Source organism: Pseudanabaena sp. SR411 (genome assembly GCF_002251945.1).
Lineage (GTDB): Bacteria > Cyanobacteriota > Cyanobacteriia > Pseudanabaenales > Pseudanabaenaceae > Pseudanabaena.
Genome location: NZ_NDHW01000245.1, coordinates 1 through 24,592, shown reverse-complemented (window position 1 = coordinate 24,592; position 24,592 = coordinate 1). Strand labels below are relative to the sequence as shown.

Sequence of the window (24,592 nt, the reverse complement as noted above, 5' to 3'; positions counted from 1 at the left end):
TTTCAAAGCCTTGCTTTGCAAGGCTTTGAAAACAAAAGGAGTGCTAAGCACTCCTTTTGTTTATTTAGACATTGCCATAGTTTTAATCTCAGGAAAAACTAGTGGCTCGTTCAGAGTTTGACTCATATTGCCAATAATCGCCTGTAAATACACACGTAATTGCTGGAACTTGGTCACATTGGGCTGATACGTGCCATCGGTTTCCAGTTCAAATAATCTACCTGCAAATAAATCACTACTGAGAGTCGGATCTTCTAAAATTACCGAGCTTTCTGGCTCTTGCCAAGGAAATAACCCTTCGGGTAAATCACCTTGTAAAATGCTCAAAATGCGATCGCGACAGGTTTTGATATTAATGCCACGCATTTGTAATTGTTGAAGCAGTTGATTGGGATTAATAGCCTTAGTCAGGTTGAGTCGGCAAATCTCTTGCAAGAGGAAGTAATCAGAATATTGCTGACGTGCGACATCTTGCAAATTAGGATAGAGCGGTGATACGGCTAAGCCATTGGCTACCACCGAAGTAGCCAATGGATCGATCTTGGCATTGGGGAGCTTTTGGGCGAGCCAACGCGATAGTAAGGGAATATGCATTGTGCTACCTAGTAGCAAAACTTGGTGTACATCTTCACCGAGAATGCCTGCATTACTGAGGATGGTATTGAGTTCACGATTGAGACGTTGGATAAATGGTTGCAAAATCAAGTTTTCCAATTCCCGTCGCAGGACGACTATTGGTTGTCCCATCAACTCTTCATTCCAACTATCTACACCCACGTCTCTGCCAAATGTCACTTTGACGCGATCGGCTAGTTCCAACATTTGTTGTCCAAGATGGGAACTCAATAAATATTGCTGAAGGAGAATCCGTTGCTGAGGTGCAGAAGATCCAATCTCTGGCAAACTGAGATGCTCGAAATTACAGAGATGGCGGTTAGGATTGGTGATTAGCTGCCAGTGTGGATAGAACAGTTGGACAACAATATCTTGACTGATGCTGACACCCGCATAGTCAAGGCTGCGAATATGAAGCTTGGATCGATCTTTTGTCTCACTCAGTCCCTTAGTCAGACAGAGATTGGTAGTAACCGCACCTGCATCAATTAAAAGCGTGATTTCCTGAGAAATTTTTTGATCATGAAGCAGCGACAAAACTGGCGCGATCGCCTGATCGACTGCCATCACCTGCTCAGCTTGATTGACTAATCCTGCTTTAAGAATTGCTTCACGGACATTGAGAATATAAGTATCTGACCAGTTAGAAGGATATCCAAATACAACGCCGCTCAACTTCAGTAAAATCAAACCAACATCAGGAAGTTTGGGATGATTTGCCCTAGTTTGAATCTGCTCGAGTAAATTTTTGAGAGCTGCAATTAACCACCGCAGACTCGCTTGACGAGAATCTGACCATTGAATAATTGGCTGCCAAGCACTCACACCGCGATAGGGTAAGCCCAGTTTAAGGAACTGTTTGAAATGGACAAAAGCTACTTCACCAGTTTCAAGCCCAGCATTTTGCGATCGCTTCGTAAGAATCCGAATATCTGTAGCGATTGGGTCATCCAGATTATGATGATCCTCAGTCCACACGACTTTGCATGGCATTTCATCAACATCATCAAGATATAGCGCATATACCCGACCAGTATCAGCATTTAGTAGGCTGGCTCTGATGGCAGTACTTCCAAAATCAATTCCTAAAACCCAAGTATCATCAAGGCTATATACTTCTTTCTCAGGTGGAGTGGGAATCAGCGCCATGCTTCGTGATTCCAATACAAGGGAGTCAATATCGAAAACATTCTCACTGGTGTCGCTAATTGGTGCTACTGATGACAGCCCAAGCTGCTCTCGCCGATCATCAAGTAATGGATTATTAAAATTAAATGAGTTCAAGTCCTTGAGTAAATTATCCCACTCATTATCGGCAATATTACTAGGTGCATCATCTTGAGCATCTGCAAACTCATTCAGTAATAGGTCTTCTTCCTCACTCTCAGCATTATTTTCTAAATCAATAAAATCAGCGATCGCTTCAGACGATCCTTTCTCCGACAGTTTTGGTGACGTAGCCTTTTCGGTAGTATCTGCGAAGCTATTCAATTTGTCGTATTCCAAAGAAGCAAAAAATTCATCAGCAGATAACTCTGAAGATTCAGTATTAGGACTATTATCTTTTTGGGTTGTAGTTGGCTGTACTAGTTTAGATTCAAGCTTTTCTAGTGCTATGTCCCAATCATCATCTTCAGATTGAGTAATATTTGAACTTTCTAATATTGTTGGGATTTCTTCGGTCTCCACAAACCCAGTTATGGCTGAAGTATCGATCAAATCTACCGAATCTTCCTGAGCAAAGCCTTGCATGATCGTATCTAATTGTTCTTCGATAGATGCACTTGTTGCTGAAAAGGCAACAGGCGCTTTGATTGTTTCTGCACCAAAGTCAATTTTGCTATAGCCTACTTGCGGTATAACTTGCATGACTGTATCTGGTTCTTCTAATTCAGTTGCAGGATCAAAACCAAATAGAAGTGTGTCAAGTTCGCTTTCATCATCTAGAGCTAGATCTGGATTGGTACTTATTTCCTGCTTACTGACTTTGGGTGATTCCTCAAACAGTTCATCCAGTTCATCACTAGCGGCGAATGGTGTTGTTTGAGAATATTTAGCGGCATTTTCAGCAATTACTTCTGCAAAAATTGCATCCATCTCATCAATATTCGATGAGGATGAGTTGGATGAAGATTTAGAAGAGAGAGTTAAATCTATTTCTGAAATTTGATCTTCTGGTTTTATATCAAATAGCGAATCCTCGTCATCAAAAATCTCAGGAATATCATTGGCTTCATTTGTAAAGGGAGATTGCTGTAAGTCAACGTTATCTACGACAATTTCTGACTGTTCGTCATTATCAGTAAAAGAATCAGCAAATCGATCAATAAATAAGGCATTGGGATTCTCAATAATTGGTGGAACTTCTAATTCATCGCTTGCTGATGGTGGGTTAACATTTTTACTGCTTGATGATTGAGCTGAGACCTCAATGATCGTAGGATAAGCTTGAGATTCTTCAGTCTCCCAATTGGTTAGGGCATAGGGAGTATTGCGAATAAATTGATCAAGTTTAGCCGCTATTTGCGGATCTGAGCCAACGCCAGCGTCAAGGCGTTCTAAATCCGAATTAAGATCATCAACTAATGAATCTTCCCATTCTGGAAATGCAAAATCGTCAGAACTTTTACTAGTAAGTAGAATTAGTGATTCGTCAGAATCAACAGCTTGATCACTATGAGAGCTATTTAAAAACTGTTCAATTTTGGACTCTATACTATCTGGATTGTCTGGATTTGTCTGTGAACTGATATTAGCCGAGGCAATATTAGGGGCTATCTGAGAAGGATTGAAAATTTCTAGCTCAGATGGTGAACTATTGAACATTGAAGAGGATTGCTCTTCTCTCTGAGTAGGTAGTTTCGCCATGTCTAGAGCTTCGTTTCCTAACCATGATAATAGATCCTCATCAGGGGAAACATCGGCAATATTTGTCGTTGGGCTAGGGCGATTATTACTCTCCTCCAACCATTGTAAAAGTTCAGGATCATCAATTAGTTCACCAGATTCACTGACTCCCTCTGATACAGGGAAATTTAATGATAGTAAGTCAATCGCATTACCTTCTTCGCCATCGTCTTCCATTCGATCCTGTGGGATATCAAACCTCTCGACGATTTGAGTGGCCGCTTCTAAATCAAAATCAGGATTTAATTCACGGGCAGCGATCGCACTTTGTGGGTCGAGAATAATGCTTGTGCCAAAACCAGCTAAATCAACTAACGGATCAGCCTGTATTTCAGCAACTGGTTCTTCAAATAGGGGTTCAGAAGAGGCTTCTAATATACTTTCTAGATCAGGAACCCTTAAGTCTATAGATTCCTCAGCGTTATTTGTGTCATTTTCATCTAAATTGCTTTCAGCATAATCCTCTAGATGTGGTGCTGACAGGAAATCTTCACCATCAGTTTCCACTTCTAAAGGACTTATCTCAACTTCAATAGTTTGGGCTTCAGGTGTTTGAACTTCAGCGATCGCTTCGCCGAACTCATTACCTGCTAACAAAGCATTAATCAGATTTTCATCGGCAGGTTCTGTAAAAGTCTCTAGATAACAAATGGGAATATCATCTGGTAATTCAGGCAATATTGCGACATCTGATGGAGTGACTTCAGAGGTTTGTTGTGGTGTTTGGATAGTCTGTTGGCTAATCCGATTAACTAAGGCATTAATTAAGGCTTCACCCTTTTGTTCAAGGGTTTCCATATGACCAAGTTTGGCGGCGATCGATGTCTGATATTCTTGGATTTCCTGCTCTAGCGATCGAAATGTTGTGCTAAACATTTCATCTAGATGGAGCAAAAAACGATCAGTTTGTTCTTGTACTTTATTTACAAACTCCTCTTGTGGTGGCTCGGAGCTAGAAATACCTGAAGTATTTGCAGAAAGATTGGCTAGGTTGTCTTGGATTGTCTGCACTACTGTTTGATTGACACTATCAGCAACTGTTCCCGCCATAGTTTGCTGTACTGTCTGTTGTAACGAGTCAGAAATTTGATCTCGCACATAATTATTTACTGAACTTAATGATCGATCTAAAGCTTCTTGTTGAGTAGTTTGAAACTCTTGAAATTGTCTCATCCAAGTCGCACGATCGGATTCTAGCTGCGAGATTTCAGCGTTTAACTTTTGTTTTTGTTGATTTAAAGTAATTAATTCTTGACTTATTTGCGATCGCTGCTGAGACTCAACAATTTTATTTAAATTCGCCGAAATTTCTCCTACCATAAGCGCTCTTTCGACAGCGAGAGTTTGGCTGACCACCTGCTGCACGGATTGCTGTACTGAATCTTTGACAACCTGCTGCAATGTCTGTTGAATTGCTTGCTGGAGCGAAGCAATCATGCGATCGTTGACAAATGTAGAGTTGGGTTCAGGTGTGCCATTCGTCATTGTGCTAGTCTCCTTTGTCAAGTAAGATTCAGCGCCAAATAAGTTGCTTACTGGGCTAACTAATAGGGGTGGCAATGTCTCTAGTTTATCTGTTTTAAATTTGTCTGTCTTGACTTCTTGGGTTTTTAAGTCATTTTGATGAGACTGTTCGCTACTCTGAGGATTGCTTGGGTCATTATGGGGGTGATTTTGCCCTTGCAAGCGCGTTACTAAAGCTTGATACTGATGCTCTAAATTACCTAGATGGGCATCATCAGCTAGGCTTTCGAGGTGCGATCGTAACTGTTTTAGCTGCTCTCTTTGGTGAATAGTATCTGGGGAAGGCTTCCTTGATACTGATCCCACGGGGCGGCTCAGCAATGTATTGATTTGATCAATCAAACTACTAATCAGAACTTTTGACATAATGCCCCCTGCAAGACCTCCATAACGACAGATAAAGGGATCGTCTTAGGACTATAAGTAGATAAGCATAATAAAATATACAACCCAAAAGCTGTACCGACTGCTGCGCGGTCGGCACAGCTTTTGGATCTGATTTTTAATTATGCTGAGGTACTTAAATCCCAAGATTACGAAAATTGGTAGGCAAATTGGCTCGCAAATGAGCTACACTCTAAAGCCAAATTTGTTAGCAGACAATAGCACACATCTTTCCCAGTTTTTTGCTAATATCTTGGCGATTTTCTATAAATTTTTTTGTGAGTTTCTGGCGAAGATGACTATGAAAAACAAATCGCATGTTTCTCCGACTTTTTCGATGGTTCAGCCATTTCGTCGATTAACTAACTACTTACTTGTTTCAGCGATCGCTACTTTATCAACTATCGCGATCGCTAGTAGTGCCGTTGCAGAGCGTCGTGAGGTCGATATTCGGTTACTGGTTAACCAAGATGAGGGTTTTACGGTAATGACTCGTAAAGCCGAAATACTTGCGCGATCGGCGGCTCAACGTACATTTGATCGTGAGGTGCTTGTCTCAGATGTATCAGTCAAAGTTACTGCCCAAAATCTAAATCAGGATCAAGCTGCTATTATCTTACAACTGATCGTTTCTCGGCGTGACTGGGCTAGTCGTCCTGACCCTAAAATATGGGCAACTTATTTCCCGATGGCAAAATCACTAATTGGGATTAGATAAAAAAATTTGCACATTATTTGTTAGGGGCAATCCTCCCGTGGTTGCTCAGCATTATTTTTAATTCCCTGAAGTGTGACTACACTTCAGGGAATTAAAAATAAAACCAGTATTTTTCTGAGTTCAACAAAGTGTGACTACACTTTGTTGAACTGGTATTACTACGGGGTAGCACAGGGGCGCTACCCCGACATCAAAACAAATAAAAAAATAAGGCTAGCGCAATGCGCTAGCCTTATTTTTTAAGAGGTGTTGCTTTGCAACACCTCTTTTTTATGAGTCTAGAACGAGAATACAGTTCTCAAAGTACCAACGAAGATAGTGCTTCCAGATGTATTGTTAGGATTGAAGATGAACTGAACATCAGGAGTAATGCGGATGTTGTTGGTGACTGGGAAGTTGTAGAACAATTCCAAGTTGGTTTGAGTTGCATTGCCAACACTTTGGTCGATAAAAGGCTGACCAACAGCAACTGCTGCCAAAGCTCCTTCCTTAAACAAATCAGGGAATGCAAACCCAGCCATCCAAGTTTGAGGACTCAAATTGCCTGCGGTAGTTGTATTACCATTACGGAACAACCCAGATGTGTAAGCAGCAGTAGTAGCAGGAACGCCACGATTGTCAAGAGTACCAAAGCCGTAGCGACCAAAAATAGCAATGCCCTTAGCAAACTTCCACTCAACGTTGACACCACCAGCATTAATGTTGGTATTGTTTACAGCACCGTTGGTGTACTGAAGCTTGATTGCAAGAGGCTTGTCACCATCAGTGGTTTTAGGAGCAAACTCTAACTCAGCACTTGCTTGGTAAGCATCACCGAATAGACCTTGGTTGACACCAGCTGCTGGAGTGGGCTGACTAGCGTTACCTGCCAAGTAAAGACCACGAATACTGAAAGCACTCTTGCCAACATTCCAATCAAATGCAGCACCTGCTCCACCAGTTTGACCATTTACCAAAACCATCAGAGGGTTATTGATAAAGAAGGTAGATGCGAAGTCAACAGCTTCATTGTTTGCATAGCTGTTGGTGTCGATGTGGTCATAGGCGTGCATTACAGGTCCGATCGATACACGAGCATCACCAAGGTTCAAGTCATAACGCAACTTACCAAGTACAAAGTTTGTACCAAGCCCTGTGTAGTCTTGACCATAGGTCTGGAAGCCAATATTGCTACCAACGCCTGTAGTTCCAGTGGTTGTACCAGCGTTGAATGCTGTAGGAATACTGGTGCTAGCATTACCAACTTCTAGTCTAGTTTTCAACAGGTCGCTGCCTGTAAAGCTAGTGTTAAGGTCTAGACGAACTCGGCTAGACACAAAAACGTTAGTGCTGGTTGGAGCAAGTGCATTACCACTAGCACCCTGTACGGACATGATTGCTTCGCCAGAAAGCTTGGTGGTGGTGGAGAATTGTTGAGCTTCGAGCTTAGCAACTTTGGCATCAAGAGCATCTACACGACCACGAAGAGTTGCAAGTTCAGCAGCAAACTCTTCTTGAAGTCTTTGCAAGGTCGCGAGGTCTTCTTTGCTAACCTTGTCAGCTAAACCAGCAGAAATAATTTCGTTGATTTTGTCCAAACAAGCATTCAAACCTGCTGCAAATTCGTAGCGGCTGGTTGCTTGTCTGCCACGGAAAGTGCTGTCAGGATATCCAGCGATACAACCGTAACGCTCTACTAAAGACTGTAATGCGGTGAAAGCCCAATCAGTAGGGCGAACATCGCTAAGTTGAGATACTGAAGTTACATTTTGAGCAACTGGATCGCTGCTCATAGCTTGGCTAACTTGAGAAACGCTTGTAGTGGTTTCTGCAAATGCAGGGGTTGCGGCGACTGCACCAATAACACCTAAGAGACTTAGGCTGCCAGCTAGATTCAAAGATACTTTTTTCATTATTCCACTCCTCACGAGAGTAAATTTTAAGTTTGTGTGTTTGACGTATGTAGTTCAGTCTAGAATTTTTCGACCCTTACGCTATCGATTATATGTCTATACAACTCTGACATAGCTATTAGGAGTAATCTTACTCAAAATAACAGCCTATTGTCCTTAGATACTGCTAGATTAACTACATAAGATATTAACTTGAATGTATCATAGCATACCTAGTTTGAATATTTTGTCATCCGATCGGGTTATCTTGCCAGTACGCTTTTACTCATGAAGCTTTGGGGGATTTTGCCAATTTCAGAACCTCTCTAAAAGTTAGGATTAGCAAAGCTTTTCGTTGTCAGAACCAAATTTATGAGACTTAACTAATGTAAATCCCTGACCTTTATCTTGCTAATTTGTTTTGATTAATTGGGCGATCGCTATACTTAGAATTTTAACATGTGCTTTTTATGTCTTTTACTAGTCAAAACCCAGAATTCAGTAATATTGCTCAACAGCTAGATAGTGAAAACTCTCGAGATCGCCTCCGTGCTTTGGTCTCTTTGCGAGATTTGTCGCCCGATGAAGCCGTACCTTTGATTTTGAAGGTAATCGATGATGAAAATTTACAGATTCGCTCAATGGCGGTATTTGCATTAGGTTTAAAGCATACTGAAGACTGCTTTCCAGTGTTGGCAAGAATTTTAGAAACCGAGAATGACTATGGGATTCGCGCTGATGCGGCAGGAGCCATGGGTTATTTACAAGATAATCGTGCTGTTGAGCCGTTACTAAGGGCTTTTTATGAGGATACTGAGTGGTTAGTCCGTTTTAGTGCGGCAGTATCGTTGGGGAATTTGGGGGATGTACGCGCCTATGATGCTCTAATGCAAGCTTTAGAAAGCCCTGAAACGATGTTGCACCAAGCCGCGATCGCCGCTTTGGGTGAAGTAGGCGATTTGCGCTGTGTCGATCAAATTTTGCGATTTGCCCAGTCTGATGATTGGCTAACCAGACAGCGTTTGGCTGAAGCTTTAGGACATCTTAACTGTGATAAGAGTTTATCGGCTCTGAATTATCTCGTTAAAGATGCCCATCCACAGGTAGCGGCGGCGGCTCAATATGCGATCGCTCAGTTGGCGACCAATTAGTACAGAATCTGTAAAGCAGGTTAATTTATTGCTTTAGAGCCGAGCCGTAAAATAAAGAACAGATTTTTTGTAGCGCGGCAATGCCGCGCTACAAAAAATCTGGTTCTTTGAAATTAAATCGCAGAACCCTCAGATGATTAGGCAAGGAAATAATAAGCAATGGCGATAATTTTGGCTGGAGATATTGGCGGTACAAAAACCCTTTTGCGGGTTGCTGAAAAAAATGCTGATGGATTTAGAGTTTTATACGAACAACGCTTTGCTGGCGCTAGCTATGCTAATTTCTCAGATGTTTTACGCGAATTTGTAGAAACTGCCAAAATAAATTTGGGTGAAGGGCTAGAGCTAACAGCAGCTTGTTTTGGGATTGCGGGTCCCGTCCACGATCGCCGATCGCAATTAACTAACCTTGGTTGGTTCTTTGATAGCGATCGCCTTGCTGAGGAACTCAAGATTGACAGAGTAAGTTTAATTAATGACTTTGTGGCAGTTGGCTATGGGTTATTGGGATTGCAACCCCATGATCTATATACTTTGCAAGATGGGAATGTAAAAGAGCGATCGCCGATAGGGGTAATTGGTGCAGGAACAGGTTTGGGCGAGGCATATTTAGGATGGAATGGCGATCGCTATGAGGTGTATCCCACTGAAGGTGGACATACCGATTTTGCCCCAAGGAATGCGCTAGAAATTGAATTATTGCAATATTTGCTCAAGCATCATGATCGCGTATCGGTAGAGCGTGTGGCTTCAGGGACGGGAATTGTGGCGATTTATCAGTTTTTACGCGATCGCCAATTTGTGCCTGAATCAGATGAGATCGCTGAAAAAGTACGGCTTTGGGAATCTGGAGATCTTAATGTAGATGCGGCGGCGGCGATCGCGGATGCTGCATTAACAAATTGTGGAATTAATAGCGAGACTAATATGGATCAGCTAGCCACTCAGACAATGCAAATGTTTGTAGAGGCTTATGCTGCCGAAGTTGGAAATTTAGCTTTGAAATTAATTCCTAATGGGGGCTTATATATTGCGGGTGGCATTGCCCCCAAAATATTGCCTTTATTACAGGACGGAACGTTTTTGCAAGTACTCAAAAATAAAGGCAGAGTTAGCTCAGTTTTAGAAGATATTCCGATTCATATCGTGCTTAATCCTGAAGTGGGACTAATTGGAGCGATGCTTTACGCCGCTAGTTTTGTTTGAGGCGAGATCGGATGTTGTCGCCTACGGGTAATGGGAATATTTGATTAATTCTCTCTGGTGATTTTTTTAAATCAGCGATCGCCAAATAGTTCAATACCGTGAAGTGAGTTTTTTCTACGGCGGCAACTTTGACTGCGCCTTCGTCAAGTAATACTTTTTGGCTATAGATTTTTACCCAGATGTAATATTTGGGCAAAGCCACACCCACTTGGGTGGGTATCTTTCGCAACAGTTCATATTCAACTGTTACTACTTCTTTGTATATGTCCTGAAAATAGGTGATGAGATCGCGTTTAAGAAGCTGGTCAAACTGTTCAGGTACATTGCCTTGAGTGTGTGAATTTTGAGCGATCGCTAATGGATGCAATGGGTGCAATAGCCGTAACGGAGGATATCCTAAGCTTGCCAGCCCAATAAATAAGATCATGCTAACCGTCATTATAATTTATCTCCAGAATTAATCTTCAGACATTAATTGGGCGGTGCAAAGCGCCGCTTAATATTACTTAAGGAGCTAGCCTTTGAATTTGCCATGATTGATCGGCTTGTGGTGTATATAGGAAGCGATCGTGTAGGCGATTAGTGCATCCCTGCCAAAACTCAAAGCTGGTGGGAACAATCCGATATCCTCCCCAAAAATCAGGTAACGGAATCTCTCCATCCAAAAACTTTTGCTTAATCTGTTCAAATTGCATTAATAGAAGCTGTCGGGAAGAAATAACTGAACTTTGTTGAGAAGTCCAAGCTCCTAACTGACTACCTCTGGGGCGAGAGGTAAAATATTGCAATGATTCTGTTGTGGAAACCTTTTCGGCAGTGCCTGTAATATGGACTTGTCGCTGAAGCGGTAACCAAGTAAATAAGATCGACACATTAGGATTCGCCCCAATTTGTTGCGCCTTACGACTTTCATAGTTGGTGAAGAAGACAAATCCATTATTATCAAAATATTTCAGCAATACTGTCCGCATAAATGGTTGACCTTGCTCGGAAACTGTCGATAAGGTCATCGCATTTGGTTCTAGTAATTCAGCATTACAAGCTTGCTGAAACCATTTCTCAAATTGCTTAAAGGGATCGTCATGAAGATCTTTGCGCCTAAGTTCCCCTTGTTTATAATCTTCTCTTAATGCATGAATATCCATTTTTTAACTACTCAATATTGGGATTGTAAAGAACAACATTTTCTTGCTCGTTAGGATCGTTGCGGGAGACGATCGCATGGGCGGCTTCGGTATCACTTAGATTATGGGGTTGATGTGGGACACCTGCGGGAATGAAGATAAAATCACCAGCTTCATTAATTACTGATTGGCTTAGTCCTTTACCATAGCGAGTTTCTACCCTGCCCTTGACTAAATAAATAGCAGTTTCATAGTCACGATGAAAATGTGGCTCTGCTGCACCACCTGCGGGAATAACCACCAAATTCATCGAAATCCCCTTGGCTCCTGCGGTAGCCCCAGAAATTCCCACAAAATAGGGCAGCTTTTGCAATGTGGCAGTTTCACTGTCAGGACGTACTGTGATGATTTGACTAGAATGGTCAGGTAATTGCTCAGAAACAGAATTAACCATAGCAATTAGAGATAGTTTTTGTGTTTAGCAGTACTTGCTACAAGTACTAATTACATCATTAATCATATACTCATCAAAAAAGTTAGGATAGTAAGCCCTAAGTAAGTTTTTGGTAACTCTTGCAAATCAGTATGCGATCGCAAAGAGCATTTTACGCTCGATGATTTAAAGGTTTGCAAAATCATTCTTTTCAGCGATCAATTTTCTGCTAGATCTGTGCTTCTCAAAAATTGTCGCTTTCACTGCCAGCTAGAGGTAAGTTTTATTTTCTCTTGTAAATATCTCCTCTAAAGTCGATCTCATAAATTAATAACTCTTCAACGCTTGCACAAAAAATAACTCGCATTTTACCTACACGCATTCTTTGGTAGCCTTTCCATTCACCCTTGAGATTTTTAATGTCTAGTTCTTGAAACGGGATTGAACCACTTTCTTCAATGGAGAGTACAAGCGTTTTCAGCTTTTCCCGTATTCGCTCTTGGTCTGTTGAGGACAGGGCATTTAAGAATTTGATTGCATTTTTGCTGAATTTAACTTTCATGATTTGATCCAATCGGTCATGTCAATAAATTCTTCGGGAGCATATTGTGATGGGGTGGCAAATTTTGCTTCGATTTCGTGGATCTCTTTGTCGCTGACAAGGGGGATTAGGGCAAGAAAAAGAGATAAGCGTTCTTCTCTCAAGACTTCGCGAACACTTTGCTTGATAATGTCTCTAAGCATTTGGGCTTCCATAGTTGTATCTCCGATCATAAGTTTATTCCTGATATTTTCAATTGTTGATTCATCCAAATTCTCGCCCTTTTTTAGCTACGGCGTATACACAAGTTATTGGCTAGATCGAGAGTTGCTAAAGATCCCCCTCAATCCCCCTTAAAAAGGGGGAAGAAGAAGATTCTCCCTCCTTTTTAAGGAGGGCTGGGGGGGATCATCCTCTCTATCTCCTCACAAACACTCTTAAAATCTTCTAAAATTTGTTGATTAGTAAATCGAATTACTTTGATCCCATAACCTTCTAATCGTTGAGTTCTCTCTTGATCATAGTCTTTACCTTCATCGGTATAGTGACTGTCGCCATCGACTTCAATAACTAGTTTGAGACTAGGACAATAGAAGTCAATAATAAAATAATCAATTGGTCTTTGTCGATAAACTTTGAACTTGAAGGTTCTTAAATATTGATGCCAAAGTTTTTTTTCTGCGGATGTCATGTTTTTTCGCAGTTCTTTAGCTCTAGAAATTAGGGCGGAATTATAGGGAAGATGAAAGTCAGTTTCATTTAGCATGGTTGTATCCCCCTAAAACTCTTCTCCTCTTTTTTAAGGCTTCCCTCTTCTCCCCCCTTTTTAAGGGGGGCTGGGGGGGATCGATAACCTGCAACGTAGCCACCACATTAATTTTTACAGTCTTATATTGTTGATGTATGGTTGTTTTTGGGAGGAGAGATGGAAGAAAGTCTGCTTCGTTTAGCATGGTTGATCCCCCCCAGCCCCCCTTAAAAAGGGGGGAGAATTTTTAATTTCTAAGTTTTTTAGTTGTTGGTTGATCCAATCAATTGCTACTTCTTCATTTTTTTCTATCGCCTTTTCTACTCCAGTTTTAGCAATTTCTAACAGTTGCTTGGATTGTTCACGTTTTTGATGTGCTTCTTCAACCTTATTTTTAATTCTTTGTTGGATTTTATCTGGAGCTTCCCATACCCAAAAATTATCTATATCTTTAGGGTATAGCTCAGTTTGTCCTGATGAACCCTTCAGATATTTCTCAACTTGATATTGACCAGCAATACTATTGATATAAATTGATAAATAAACTGGATCAAGTACCTTAGTTCTTAAAATAGTAACGTGATTATCTGGTAAAGCATTTTGCTTATGTAGATATGGAGCGCATCTCCCAATAGTTCCTACACCAGTACCATTAATCAAGACATCATTAGTTTGAATAATTAGAGGTTTGTCTTCAGGTTGATATTTTGCATAACGGTTATCAACTAAGATAACTTCACCTTCTCTAACGTGCTTTGAGTTAACAACTGGCAATCCATCTAATATATTTTGATCTTCTTCAAAGTAGCTTGGCTGTTTACCTCGTTGATTCCAAGTTAGTAATTCTCCGAGTTGTGATAACTTTACTTTTTGTTTAATCTTTTCAGTAAGTTGATCAAATTTAGGTTGATAGTGTTCAGCATCAAGCCGATCGCTTGTCCCAAACGAAGCCGAAAAACTCTTAACCGCAATATTTTCATCTGTCGGCTGCCAGTCCTTCAACCCAAGCTCTGACAACAACAAATCTTCAGCTTCTTGATAGAGATTTTTTGATTCGTTAGATTTTGTGTTTGATAATTTAGCAACTTTCTCAATATAAATTTGGAATTTATCACTAGTTTCTGGAATCATTAGTTTTTGTATTTGCCACAATAAAATATGCTGCTGAACACTTCCTACAAGTTGCCTTTGAATTTGATTTGCACCATGTTTTGTAGTCAAGAAAATATAAAGATAGTAAGGATTAATCCGATCTGCACAATCTATCTTTGCAATATCTTGATTTGAATTGATTGGATAATTCCAATCTTCTTGTGCAATAGCAACACTTCCAGCACTTCCTGACATTGTAAGTAAAACCGTTCTTGGTTTTATCTCTGACTTCCACAGAAGCTTATTAGCAGTATTATCAATATATAAAACATCTGAAAATGTGACTTGAGAATTTTTAATATTGACACATCTTAAAAATGGGATTCCCTCGCTGACATATGCAATGCTGTTATATAGCGAGTAAGCACCAAAGCTTTTAACATCATTAATTCGATCCTGCAACAAGAAATATTTTTTACTTTTAATGATAGATTCAGTGATTAAGTAGTCCTTTTTAAAATAATCGCTATCAAGTCTAAGTGCATCGTTATTATTCAAAAAATCTTGAAAAGATATTTCAACTGCTTCTAGCCCATCCATCAACCGATCATACTTCTCAGCATCAAACGGCATAACAGATGAGCTTAAATCAAAAAAACTTAAATCCTCCTTCTTCGCAAACTCAATAAACACCTCAGCAATCCCATCTTCAGTCAAACCATCATGATTAAACAAATCATGATCCACAATCAAATGACCATGAGAATCAAGCAAAAACTCCAATCCCCCTAAATCCCCCTTAAAAAGGGGGACTTCAAGAACCTCTTTCTCTTTCCCCCCCTTAAAAAGGGGGGCTAGGGGGGATCTCTTCCCATCCCCCAAAACAGGCGATCGCTTCACATAAACCTTATCCCCCGAATTATCCTTACCACCCTTCCGCATCGTCGCAAAAAAGATATTGTAATCGTCTTTACGCGGACACAAAGCGCCAGCCCTCGGATCATCATTCCACTTCTGCACAAATAACACCGAAGTCTTCGTCCCCGTATGCGGCTTAAACGTATTCCCATGCAAACCCACCACCGCCAAAATCCGACAGCGATCGGCAATAAAATCACGAATATACTTATCCGAAGAATTATTAAATCGTCCCTGCGGCAACACCACCGCCATTCTGCCGCCAGCCTTTAAAAAGTCCAGATTGCGCTCGATAAACAAAATATCGCGCCCCATCTTCTCCTGACGCTTACCATTGGACTTAACCGCCAGATCGTACTTAGACGTGATCCGTGACTCTTTAATCTCCCCTGCAAACGGCGGATTAGCCATCACAATGTCAAACTGAAAAGACTTAAAATCATCTTTCTTATCGGCAAAACTCCGCAAACGTTTAAAGCCATTTCCATAAACATCACCCCAATCATCCTCCTTGGCTCTCTCCTTCCAAGACTCATAATCCAGCGTATTCAAATGCAAAACATTTGTCTCACCATCACCAGCGATCAAATTCAAAGTCCGTGATACCCGCACCGCCTTCTCATCAAAATCAATTGCAAACACCTTACCCTTAACATAATCCTCACAACGTGCAGGTTTCTTTTCCAACGAAAACAAATTACTAACCTGCAAACCCTCATCATCAATAATTTGCTGCCACACATGAAAAATCGTATGCACAGGAAAACCAGAAGAACCCGCCGCCGTATCAATAATCGCCTCATCCTCTTGCGGATTTAGCATCTTCACACACATATCAATCACATAGCGCGGTGTGAAATACTGACCCTTTTCACCCTTACTACTTTGATTAATCAAATACTCGAACGCCTCATCAACCACATCCAGATTGGAATTAAACAACTTCACATTTTCTAAGGATGATACGCACACCGATAAATGAGCCGAACTGAGCGTGATCTTGTCACTTTCTTTAAATACGCCTTCCCATTTCTTCTTAGCGCGATCGAACAAACCTTGAATCTTAATTTTTAGCTCAGTATCAGTTTGTCCCGTATTCCGAAACTCTAACAACCTCGTTTTTTTGCGCTTCTCATCCCGTCCCGATTCCCACTCATCATAGAGCTTAGTGAAAATCAGCATAAACAACTCTTCAAACACATCAACCCCTGCATTCGCAAGGACTTCATCTTCCATTTCCAGAATTAGCGCTTTTAAAGATTTTTTCTCAGTGACCAGCTTATCTTTTTTAATCAGGTCAACCAGCGTAAACCGTTCATTGAGAATATCCGCCAATGTCTGATTAACATTAGGAATATCCGTAATATCTTCAAAATAATTCGGATCTTTACGCTGATAAAAAGAAATCTGATCGCCATTAGTCCAAACCCCAATCGGTGAACCCGTCGCATTGCAATAAGACCGTAACTGATCCTTCCCATCCTTCAGTTTGGGCTTCTTCAGTTCCACAATAATGTAAGGCACATTCGGGCGATCTTTATCCATAATCGCCACATCAGCCCGTTTCTTTTCCCGCCCAAAAGAAACCTCATATTCTACCAAAATCCGATTAGCTGGATATTGATAGCGATCGCACAACACCTTTAAATAAAGCTGTCTTACCGCCTCTTCAGGAGTCAGCTTAATATCCTTACCCCGCACCAAACATCTAATATAAGGCACATCCCCCTTAGTACTTGCCTTTAAAAAAATAGACTGCTCAAGCCAAGCCACCTCTTCAGGCTTAAACTGTGAAAGCTTATACTCAGAGTCTTTCAGAATATCGGATAGGTTCATCGGGGGCAAAAGGTGTCATCTAGAAAATCGTTGTCTGTCATAGAGTGTAGCCTAATTGCGATAAATAAATAAGTATATAGGTTGGGGTGCGATCGCTAATTTCTAAACTGGTATATGGGGCGATCGCAATACTCAGCAAAAAAAGTTAAGATGGTAGACTCCAAGTAAAATTTTTGTAACTCTTGTAAATCAATAAAGGTCACGACATCAAGTTATGGATGCAGTTGCAGTAAAGCCCAGCGAAAGCAAACCTAGTGATATTAAACCTAGCGATATCCTGCGGCAAGCCGATACCGAAAAATTAGCGCGGATTCGCCACACATGCTCCCATGTGATGGCGATGGCAGTCCAGAAGTTATACCCCGATGCTAAGGTGACTATCGGCCCTGCAACTGAAAATGGCTTTTATTACGACTTCGATCGCAAAGAACACTTTACGCCTAGTGACTTAAAAGCGATCGCCAAGGAAATGAAGCGAATCATCAAGTGGAATCAGCCCCTTGTGCGTCAGGAGTTGCCCCGTCCTGAGATGCTTGCGGAAATTGAAAAGCTGAATGAGCCTTACAAAATTGAGTTATTAGCTGCTATTCCCGAAGGACAGAATATTAGCCGCTATTTTATCGGCGATCCAGCTAAATTTGAAAAACAACCTTGGTGGGACTTGTGCGCTGGCCCCCACCTCGATGCTACTGGCGATATTAATCCCGATGCCTTTGCCCTTGAGAGTATTGCAGGAGCATACTGGCGCGGCGATGAAAAAAATCCGATGCTTCAGCGCATCTACGGCACAGCATGGGAAAACCCTGAACAACTTCAGGCGTATCATGCCATGCTCGAAGAAGCCAAACGTCGCGATCACCGCACCATTGGTAAAGATTTGCAACTATTCAGCATTCAAGAAGATGCTGGTGGTGGTTTGGTATTCTGGCATCCCAAGGGCGCGATTATCCGCAATACCATCGAAACCTTCTGGAAAGAAACTCATGTCCAAAATGGCTATGAATCGGTAACTACGCCACACATGGCAAACTTGGATCTGTGGAAGATCTCAGGGCATAATGACTTCTATCGCGAAAGTATGTTTCAGCCGATGGAAGTGGAGCATCAGGTTTATCAGCTTAAGCCGATGAACTGTCCTTTCCATGTGTTGATTTACAAAGATACACTGCATTCTTACAAAGAGTTTCCTATTCGCTATGCTGAGCTTGGCACAGTCTATCGCTATGAGCGCTCTGGAACCATGCATGGCTTAATGCGGGTGCGCGGCTTTACGCAAGACGATGCTCATATTTTCTGTACCGAAGAACAAATTGAGACGGAAATTATCGGTGTTCTCAATCTTGCGGAGTTAATTCTCTCCACCTTTGGTTTTGAAAATTACGAAATCAATCTTTCTACGCGTCCCGAAAAATATGTTGGTTCTGATGCCATCTGGGAAAAGTCCACTGAGGCGCTCAAACAGGCTCTCAATCATAAGGGTTGGAACTACGTTGTCGATGAAGGCGGCGGCGCATTTTATGGGCCAAAAATTGACATCAAGATCGAAGATGCGATCGGTCGTCGCTGGCAATGTTCCACGATTCAGCTAGATTTCAACTTGCCCGATCGCTTCCAAATGGAATATGTTGGCGAAGATGGCGCAAGGCATCAGCCAATCATGATTCACCGTGCGCTTTTCGGTTCCGTCGAGCGATTTATCGGTGTCTTGATTGAGAACTATGCAGGTGATTTCCCGCTCTGGCTTGCGCCTGTGCAGGCTCGTTTGATCGCTGTATCTGACGGTCAAATTGCATATGCCGAGGAAGTCGTCACCAAGATGAAAGCCGCAGGTTTGCGCGTCCAGCTAGACCATAGTGGCGATCGCATGGCGAAGCAAATCCGCAAAGCTGAGATGGAGAAAGTACCTGTGATGGCGGTAATTGGGGCTAAAGAGGTTGAAGCAGGAACCTTGAGTATCCGTAGCCGCAAGCATGGCGAACTGGGTGCAATCTCTGTCGATGAAGTGATTAGTAAGATGCAAGCAGCTATTAGCGATCGCACTTGGTTCTAATTAATAAAAGGTATGTAGCGCAAAGCGCTACATACCTACATTGGTTCTAGTCGGATGAGTTGCCCTGCTTTCTCGTCAGTGAGAATATAAATAAATCCATCTTTCCCTTGTCGCACATCACGCACCCTTTGACCGATGGGAATCTTTTCTTGAATCACTGTTTGATTACCTTCTATTTGAATGCGAACAACTTCTCTAGAGACTAAGGCTCCTGCAAATAGATTGCCTTGCCAATTAGGAAAGCGATCGCCACGATATAACAGCAACCCAGACGGTGCGATCGATGGAGTCCACACTAATTTGGGATCGACCATATCAGGACGAGATGTTTCGCCAGAGACCTTTCCGCCTATATATTCTTGGCTAAAGCTGACAACGGGCCAGCCATAGTTTTTACCTGCTTCGATGAGGTTTAATTCATCACCACCTCTTGCACCATGCTCCGTTGACCATACTTGCTTGGATAGAGGATCAGCAAATAAGCCTTGAATATTGCGATGCCCATAACTCCAAATTGCAGGATTAGCATTTGCTGTTTTTACAAAGGGATTATCTAAGGGAATGGAGCCATCATCCTTGAGTCGTAGGACTTTGCCAAGGTGACTGTCTAACTTTTGGGCTTGATTGCGAATCAATTCACCATTCAGTTGTAAAGGTGGATTGCCACCATCACCGATCGCGATCAGCATAGTTTCATCGGGTAGCCAAACGATACGCGAACCAAAATGCTGATTTCCCGATTTTGACGGTTTGACCTCAAAAATTACTTGTGGTTCAACCAAAGCTTTACCATCAAATTTTGCTCTCAAAATACTGGTGTGATTAGCTTGGAAGTCTCCAGAGGAATAGGTAAGGTAAACCAATTTATTTTCGGCAAAGCGGGGATGTAGTGAGATATCCATCAAACCCGCTTGCCCAGATACAAATAGATTTGGAATTGGTGTGATCGCAATTTGTTCTAGTGATCCATTTCGCAGGACTTGGACGCGACCAACGCGCTCGGTAATCAGAATTGCGCCATCGGGTAGCCAAGCCATCCCCCAAGGGTTTTCTAAATTTTGGGCTACCGTAACTTTTTTAAAACCAGTGGGAGTAGGCTTTTTACTCGTCGCGGTATTTGTGGCGATCACGGATGTTGTCGGTTGAGCAATGATCGGTGGGTTGAGGTCAGGCTCTGGGATCGTACAACTTCCTATGGTGAGAGCGATCGCGCTGATCACAAGGCTATACGGATAGCGTAAAGTCTTCATTGTTTCTGGTTGGTAATTCATAGACCTTCTACATCAGGGGCAGCAGCAATTTTATAAACTAGGTTAACTTTGGATTGAGAATAGGGTGAGATATGTAAATCCCAATTACAAAAGCCATTGACATCAGGTTGAAGGCGATCGCTCGTTTCATCCTGAACTACCTCAATCTTAACCTTTTCTAATTCGGAAACAGGAATCCGTTCAGTCATCGTGATCTTCCTAACTTCATCACCAATATTCGAGAGAAAGATACTAACCGTATTAGTAATCGTATTCCATTGGGTGAGATGATTTTTCTCGCGTTTTTGTGATTGAGTACGCTGGACACGCATATTTGCATCAGTTCCCCAACCGAGGGCAAATCTTTCTTGAGGTGCAATGAAGGATATGGTCGTCCTGCCTACATATTCAGTGGATCGCACTAGATCAACGGGGCCAGCCAGAATTGGTAAAGTCGCATTATTGGTTTGTTCACTTTTGAGAACGACTTGTAAAGCTATTTCTGGAATCAGGACATGCTCAATTTTGGCTAAGGATTGAAACTGAAATAATGGCACACGATAGGGATTGCCATCGGAGGGAATATTTGCCTTTTTAGGAGCGCGAATTGTTCTCACTTCACCACCATCATCTACCCCTGGTAGATCGATCGCCTCTGGTCTTGTTGCTACACCTAGCCCCGTGGTTTTCACCGTTTGATCGCGCATTTCTACGGCTATCTTTTTCGCTTTCTCGCGAATATTCAGCCAATCATCGGTGAGTAAAGGTGGCTCAGTGCCAAGGGAAGCACGGGCGGTGGAGAAAACTAAATCGACATTTAGCCAGTCTTCGCCTGTGTTTTGCCAAACGCAACCATCAGTACGGAAAGTTAATTGGGAATTCTCTCCCATTTGCAATTGCGCTTGATGATAGGGTCGCCAAAATGCATTGGGAACCACATAATCAAAGGCTAGTTCGTACTCACCCGTTTCCGCGATCGCCAAATCTGCTTCGATATGAGCTATAAAAATCTGATCTGGTCTAGTTTCAGCTTGGATGCGGCTTACGAGTCGCTCGATCGCCGATTTTAACTGCGCCTGTGCATGGTAAGTGTGGAGAATTTCGCTACGGGATTCCCGCATTTTTTGAAATAGTGGCTGTAATTGCGATCGCCATGCCATCGGATCAACCTGTCCCCAAGCCGCATCAATGGGTAGTTCTTGCAAAGCCTTGCCCAAAATTAGCCCAATTTGTTGAAACTGTTCTTCGAGTTGTTGCCGATCTTCAGTGAGGACATTGTATTGATCAAATTGCGATCGCCATTCGGCCTTTAACTCTTCAAACAAACCTGAGTGATCGGATTCCTTAATTAACATGCGTCGGCGTACACGTACATCATTTACTCGCGCACCAGATCGGCGATCGCTAAATTCTGCCCGCAGCGACTTATCGGAAAGAATCGGAGCTACCCGATCAATCTGCACTCGCCATAGCCCTGCGGCTAGATTTACCTTTGCTATCCGTTGGACTTGAGCGCGATCTTCGAGCAATGTCACGTTAGTCACAGGAGCATTTAGATCTAGGGGCTGAATTTCGGTTGATATCATGGGCTATTCCTCTCTCCGATTGCCGTTAACTAGTTCATTGTCCACAAAGGTTTTGATCGTATAGTCGGCGGTTAATTCCGTTTCTCCACCTGCGGGAACGTTGACATGCCAACGATAGCCGCCTTTGATGATGGCATTACGTTCTTGCTGTTCATACTTTTCCCATGCTGGCGAAACCTGTGTAACGGTTACATCTACTTTTACATCAGCCTGTGGTACAGGAACACGTTCGCGCACTTCGATACGAGCATCTCGTCCTAGTCGATTGGCGATCGCAATATGAATATTGTGACGCAGCTCGTTAAAGGCTACCAAACTCATACCCGATCGCACTTCTTTAAAGGAGGTATTTCGCGCCACTTTAATCGATTGCTCTACGCCTAAACCTAGTTCCATTTGTCCCTTGGGTGGCACAGTATTAATGCGCGTTGAGAGAATATATTCCCCATCCACATAGACATCGGTAGAGCCTGATAGTAATGGTGATCGCAGTGGATTACGAAGTTGAGCGATCCGAAAAACATTGGTGTCTTCACGGGGAACAACTACATAACGCATATCAATTTCGGCATTCTCTTCGAGTAATGCAACGGAATGAAACTGTCCATCAGACGGAATATCGACTCGTCCATTACCAAGATAGGCAAAGTCAAAAGCACCTGCCATTTGACGGACATTTACAGTACCCGCGGGAAATGTAGTGCTATAGCAAGCGGCAAGGTTTAACGCATTTTGCAAAACCGTAACCAGATCAAAATTAACTGTCATCCGCGATCGCTTCAGGGATTCCAAATAAATTGTCTGCACATCGGGCAAACTGAGTTTGCCTCGTTGTGAGGTATTACTAGGATCAGCCAATCGCATCAGTCCATAGTTTGTAATCTCTTGAACAGGATCAAAGATGGATTCTTGCATTACTGCCGATGGGCGATCAAGAGACATAGACCTTTGGGGAGGAGCCATAGCCTTCCGCATAACTTGCGATTCCATTCTTTCGGGAGCGGCAGATGGCATACTCCTACTCATATTAGGTTGCAACATGGATCTAAGTTCAGCCACTTCGGCATCAACTTCTAGTGACATCGCCCCAAAATATTGGTTCTGTTCGTCAAATGAGGTGGTTTCACTTGCTAACTCAACCGAGTTGACTCCACGACCCAGCAGATTTTGGCTAAGATCGGCAAAGGAGTCTATTTTTAAATTTTCAATCTTCTGGTTCAGAATCGATTGGGTTACTGATGATAAAGGTTCTAGTGCTGGAATTTGAAAATTTTGCGAAGCTGAAGTAGTACTAATGGCGCTATAGGCTATCTGTCTCTGAAGATCATAATCTTCAAACAGAACCTCTGCTCCTTTGGGTGGGTTGCGCCAAGCCTTTTTGGACGCGAATGCTTGCGATCGCCCAAGTCGTAAGGAAGGCAACTCTGGCAATTCACACCAACCCATCGGCGTAGCCGTCGAAAGCTCGATCTGTACACCCGACCAGTCCTCACCAGTACGCTGACAAATCAAGGCACGCAAGGCGATCGCTGCCGTATTGTTGGCACTATTGAGCCGACAAACATAGGTGGGTGTCCATTTTGCTCCCTGCACAAAATATTCCACAATCAGTTGCAGATTATCGGTTGGTAAAGATGCTGCTTGGCGATCGCGAATTTGCAAACGCGCCACGATTGTTTTACGCAATTCATTTTCTTTGGCGACATTGGCATTAGAGGCAAGGTTTTGTTGTTGCTGGAGATCGGCTAAATGTTCGGTCGCCTTTCGCAGTTGACTCTCAAGTTCTCGCTTTTCTTTAAGGCGTAACTGTTTCTGCTCATCCTTGAAGTTGGCTAAGGCGATTCTTGCGCCTGTCGGTGAGGTTGGTGGCGCTTTGCCTTCTTCCCCAATCGGGCGATCGGGGACATTCAACACGTTTAAAGCCGACATTTCTAGAGCTATTACATTCATCAAATCATTCAGGCGATCGACCTCAGCTTTGGCGGACTGGATGGATGCTTCTAAATCTGATATGGGAACTTCTACAGGTGGCGGGACATGTAACCCAACCCGCACATCTGTAACCATGATGTTGATGTCTGTCTCTGTGCCGTTGTCTACCCTTACCCTGACACTTCCATCATCTAGAGCCAGTGGTAATCCAACGATTTCCACTTCAACATTTTCATCGTTTTCATTTTGCCATGCGATCGCTGACAGACTTGCCAAACGTCTCACAGTGGAGCCTTCGCAGTAAACTTTAACTTTTTCGATTTTGGAGGCAAGCTGAGCGATCGACATAAATTTATGCTTTATACAAATCTTGTCCTGTTTTCTTGAATTTATTATATACGGATAAAAACTAGGGACAACTTATCTGTGAAAGCATAGATTTAGATCCCCGACTTTTTTTGTGAATTTGCAAATTGTCTTTGCTTGCTGAGAAAAAGTTGGGGATCTGGGCTTGTATAGGTTTCTTTTTCTTTGTCCAAAACCTCACAACGCAGAGACAAGCGATCGCTGAAAGCACAGAGCGCATAGGATTTATAGAATTGTAGGAATTGTAGATACTGTCTTAAGCACCAAAAAGTCAAGAGGGAATTTGAACAAAATTAGGATCGAAAGAACGCTGAGACTTGAGAACACCAAAGACCTGCCG

The 24,592-nt window shown here is 42.4% G+C and carries 16 protein-coding genes; 4 read left to right on the top strand and 12 right to left on the bottom strand.

Annotated elements, in window-relative coordinates:
* Nucleotides 1-60: 60 nt before the first annotated feature.
* Nucleotides 61-5,412, bottom strand: a complete 5,352-nt coding sequence (locus B9G53_RS25115) for a hypothetical protein (protein ID WP_094536159.1) — start codon at nucleotides 5,410-5,412, stop codon at nucleotides 61-63.
* A 319-nt stretch (nucleotides 5,413-5,731) separates the two neighbouring features.
* Between B9G53_RS25115 and B9G53_RS25110 the strand changes: the two genes are divergently transcribed.
* Nucleotides 5,732-6,148: a hypothetical protein gene (locus tag B9G53_RS25110; protein ID WP_254923811.1), complete on the top strand. Its 417-nt coding sequence runs from the start codon at nucleotides 5,732-5,734 to the stop codon at nucleotides 6,146-6,148.
* Nucleotides 6,149-6,426: 278 nt separating this feature from the next.
* Here B9G53_RS25110 and B9G53_RS25105 read toward each other — a convergent pair whose 3' ends face one another.
* On the bottom strand, nucleotides 6,427-8,040 hold the full coding sequence (locus tag B9G53_RS25105) for an iron uptake porin (protein WP_094536158.1): 1,614 nt from the start codon (nucleotides 8,038-8,040) through the stop codon (nucleotides 6,427-6,429).
* A 449-nt stretch (nucleotides 8,041-8,489) separates the two neighbouring features.
* On the opposite strand from B9G53_RS25105, the gene B9G53_RS25100 reads away from it, so the two are divergent.
* Both B9G53_RS25100 and B9G53_RS25095 read left to right on the top strand, forming a co-directional pair.
* Entirely contained in the window at nucleotides 8,490-9,170 is a 681-nt protein-coding gene (locus B9G53_RS25100) for a HEAT repeat domain-containing protein (RefSeq protein WP_094536157.1), read from the top strand.
* A 159-nt stretch (nucleotides 9,171-9,329) separates the two neighbouring features.
* The gene (locus B9G53_RS25095) at nucleotides 9,330-10,376 is read left to right on the top strand and encodes a glucokinase (RefSeq protein WP_094536156.1); all 1,047 of its coding nucleotides are present in this window, start codon (nucleotides 9,330-9,332) and stop codon (nucleotides 10,374-10,376) included.
* On the opposite strand, the gene B9G53_RS25090 is transcribed toward B9G53_RS25095, so the two are convergent.
* From B9G53_RS25090 to B9G53_RS25055, 7 genes are all read right to left on the bottom strand, one after another.
* On the bottom strand, nucleotides 10,363-10,815 hold the full coding sequence (locus B9G53_RS25090; protein ID WP_094536155.1) for a hypothetical protein: 453 nt from the start codon (nucleotides 10,813-10,815) through the stop codon (nucleotides 10,363-10,365). The two genes, B9G53_RS25095 and B9G53_RS25090, sit on opposite strands and share 14 nt — an antisense overlap.
* 67 nt (nucleotides 10,816-10,882) lie before the next feature.
* Nucleotides 10,883-11,521 carry a pyridoxamine 5'-phosphate oxidase gene (pdxH, locus tag B9G53_RS25085; RefSeq protein WP_094536154.1) on the bottom strand — a complete coding sequence of 213 codons (639 nt, stop codon included), beginning with the start codon at nucleotides 11,519-11,521 and terminating at the stop codon, nucleotides 10,883-10,885.
* 7 nt (nucleotides 11,522-11,528) lie between these two features.
* On the bottom strand, nucleotides 11,529-11,954 hold the full coding sequence (locus B9G53_RS25080; protein ID WP_094536153.1) for a cupin domain-containing protein: 426 nt from the start codon (nucleotides 11,952-11,954) through the stop codon (nucleotides 11,529-11,531).
* A gap of 262 nt (nucleotides 11,955-12,216) precedes the next feature.
* A complete protein-coding gene (locus B9G53_RS25075; protein ID WP_094536152.1) occupies nucleotides 12,217-12,495 on the bottom strand; it encodes a type II toxin-antitoxin system RelE/ParE family toxin in 279 nt (92 codons plus the stop codon).
* Nucleotides 12,492-12,707 (bottom strand): hypothetical protein, encoded by a 216-nt coding sequence (locus B9G53_RS25070; RefSeq protein ID WP_254923810.1) that lies wholly within the window; start codon nucleotides 12,705-12,707, stop codon nucleotides 12,492-12,494. The genes B9G53_RS25075 and B9G53_RS25070 overlap by 4 nt, the downstream gene beginning before the upstream one ends.
* Nucleotides 12,708-12,862: 155 nt before the next feature.
* The gene (locus B9G53_RS25065; protein ID WP_094536151.1) at nucleotides 12,863-13,240 is read right to left on the bottom strand and encodes an endonuclease domain-containing protein; all 378 of its coding nucleotides are present in this window, start codon (nucleotides 13,238-13,240) and stop codon (nucleotides 12,863-12,865) included.
* Nucleotides 13,241-13,420: 180 nt separating this feature from the next.
* Nucleotides 13,421-17,068 carry an N-6 DNA methylase gene (locus B9G53_RS25055; protein WP_094536149.1) on the bottom strand — a complete coding sequence of 1,216 codons (3,648 nt, stop codon included), beginning with the start codon at nucleotides 17,066-17,068 and terminating at the stop codon, nucleotides 13,421-13,423.
* 214 nt (nucleotides 17,069-17,282) lie between these two features.
* Between B9G53_RS25055 and thrS the strand changes: the two genes are divergently transcribed.
* Nucleotides 17,283-19,118, top strand: coding sequence for a threonine--tRNA ligase (thrS, locus tag B9G53_RS25050; protein ID WP_094536148.1), 1,836 nt, complete (start codon nucleotides 17,283-17,285; stop codon nucleotides 19,116-19,118).
* Between the two features lie 35 nt (nucleotides 19,119-19,153).
* Here thrS and B9G53_RS25045 read toward each other — a convergent pair whose 3' ends face one another.
* Genes B9G53_RS25045 through B9G53_RS25035 form a run of 3 tightly spaced genes read right to left on the bottom strand, consistent with a single transcriptional unit; the run spans nucleotide 19,154 to nucleotide 24,234 of the window.
* Nucleotides 19,154-20,389: a PQQ-dependent sugar dehydrogenase gene (locus B9G53_RS25045; RefSeq protein ID WP_254923809.1), complete on the bottom strand. Its 1,236-nt coding sequence runs from the start codon at nucleotides 20,387-20,389 to the stop codon at nucleotides 19,154-19,156.
* Nucleotides 20,386-21,954, bottom strand: coding sequence for a mucoidy inhibitor MuiA family protein (locus B9G53_RS25040; RefSeq protein ID WP_094536147.1), 1,569 nt, complete (start codon nucleotides 21,952-21,954; stop codon nucleotides 20,386-20,388). Before B9G53_RS25040 ends, B9G53_RS25045 begins: the two co-directional genes overlap by 4 nt.
* Before the next feature lie 3 nt (nucleotides 21,955-21,957).
* Complete coding sequence (locus tag B9G53_RS25035; RefSeq protein ID WP_094536146.1) at nucleotides 21,958-24,234, bottom strand: DUF4139 domain-containing protein; 2,277 nt, start codon at nucleotides 24,232-24,234, stop codon at nucleotides 21,958-21,960.
* Nucleotides 24,235-24,592: the final 358 nt, after the last annotated feature.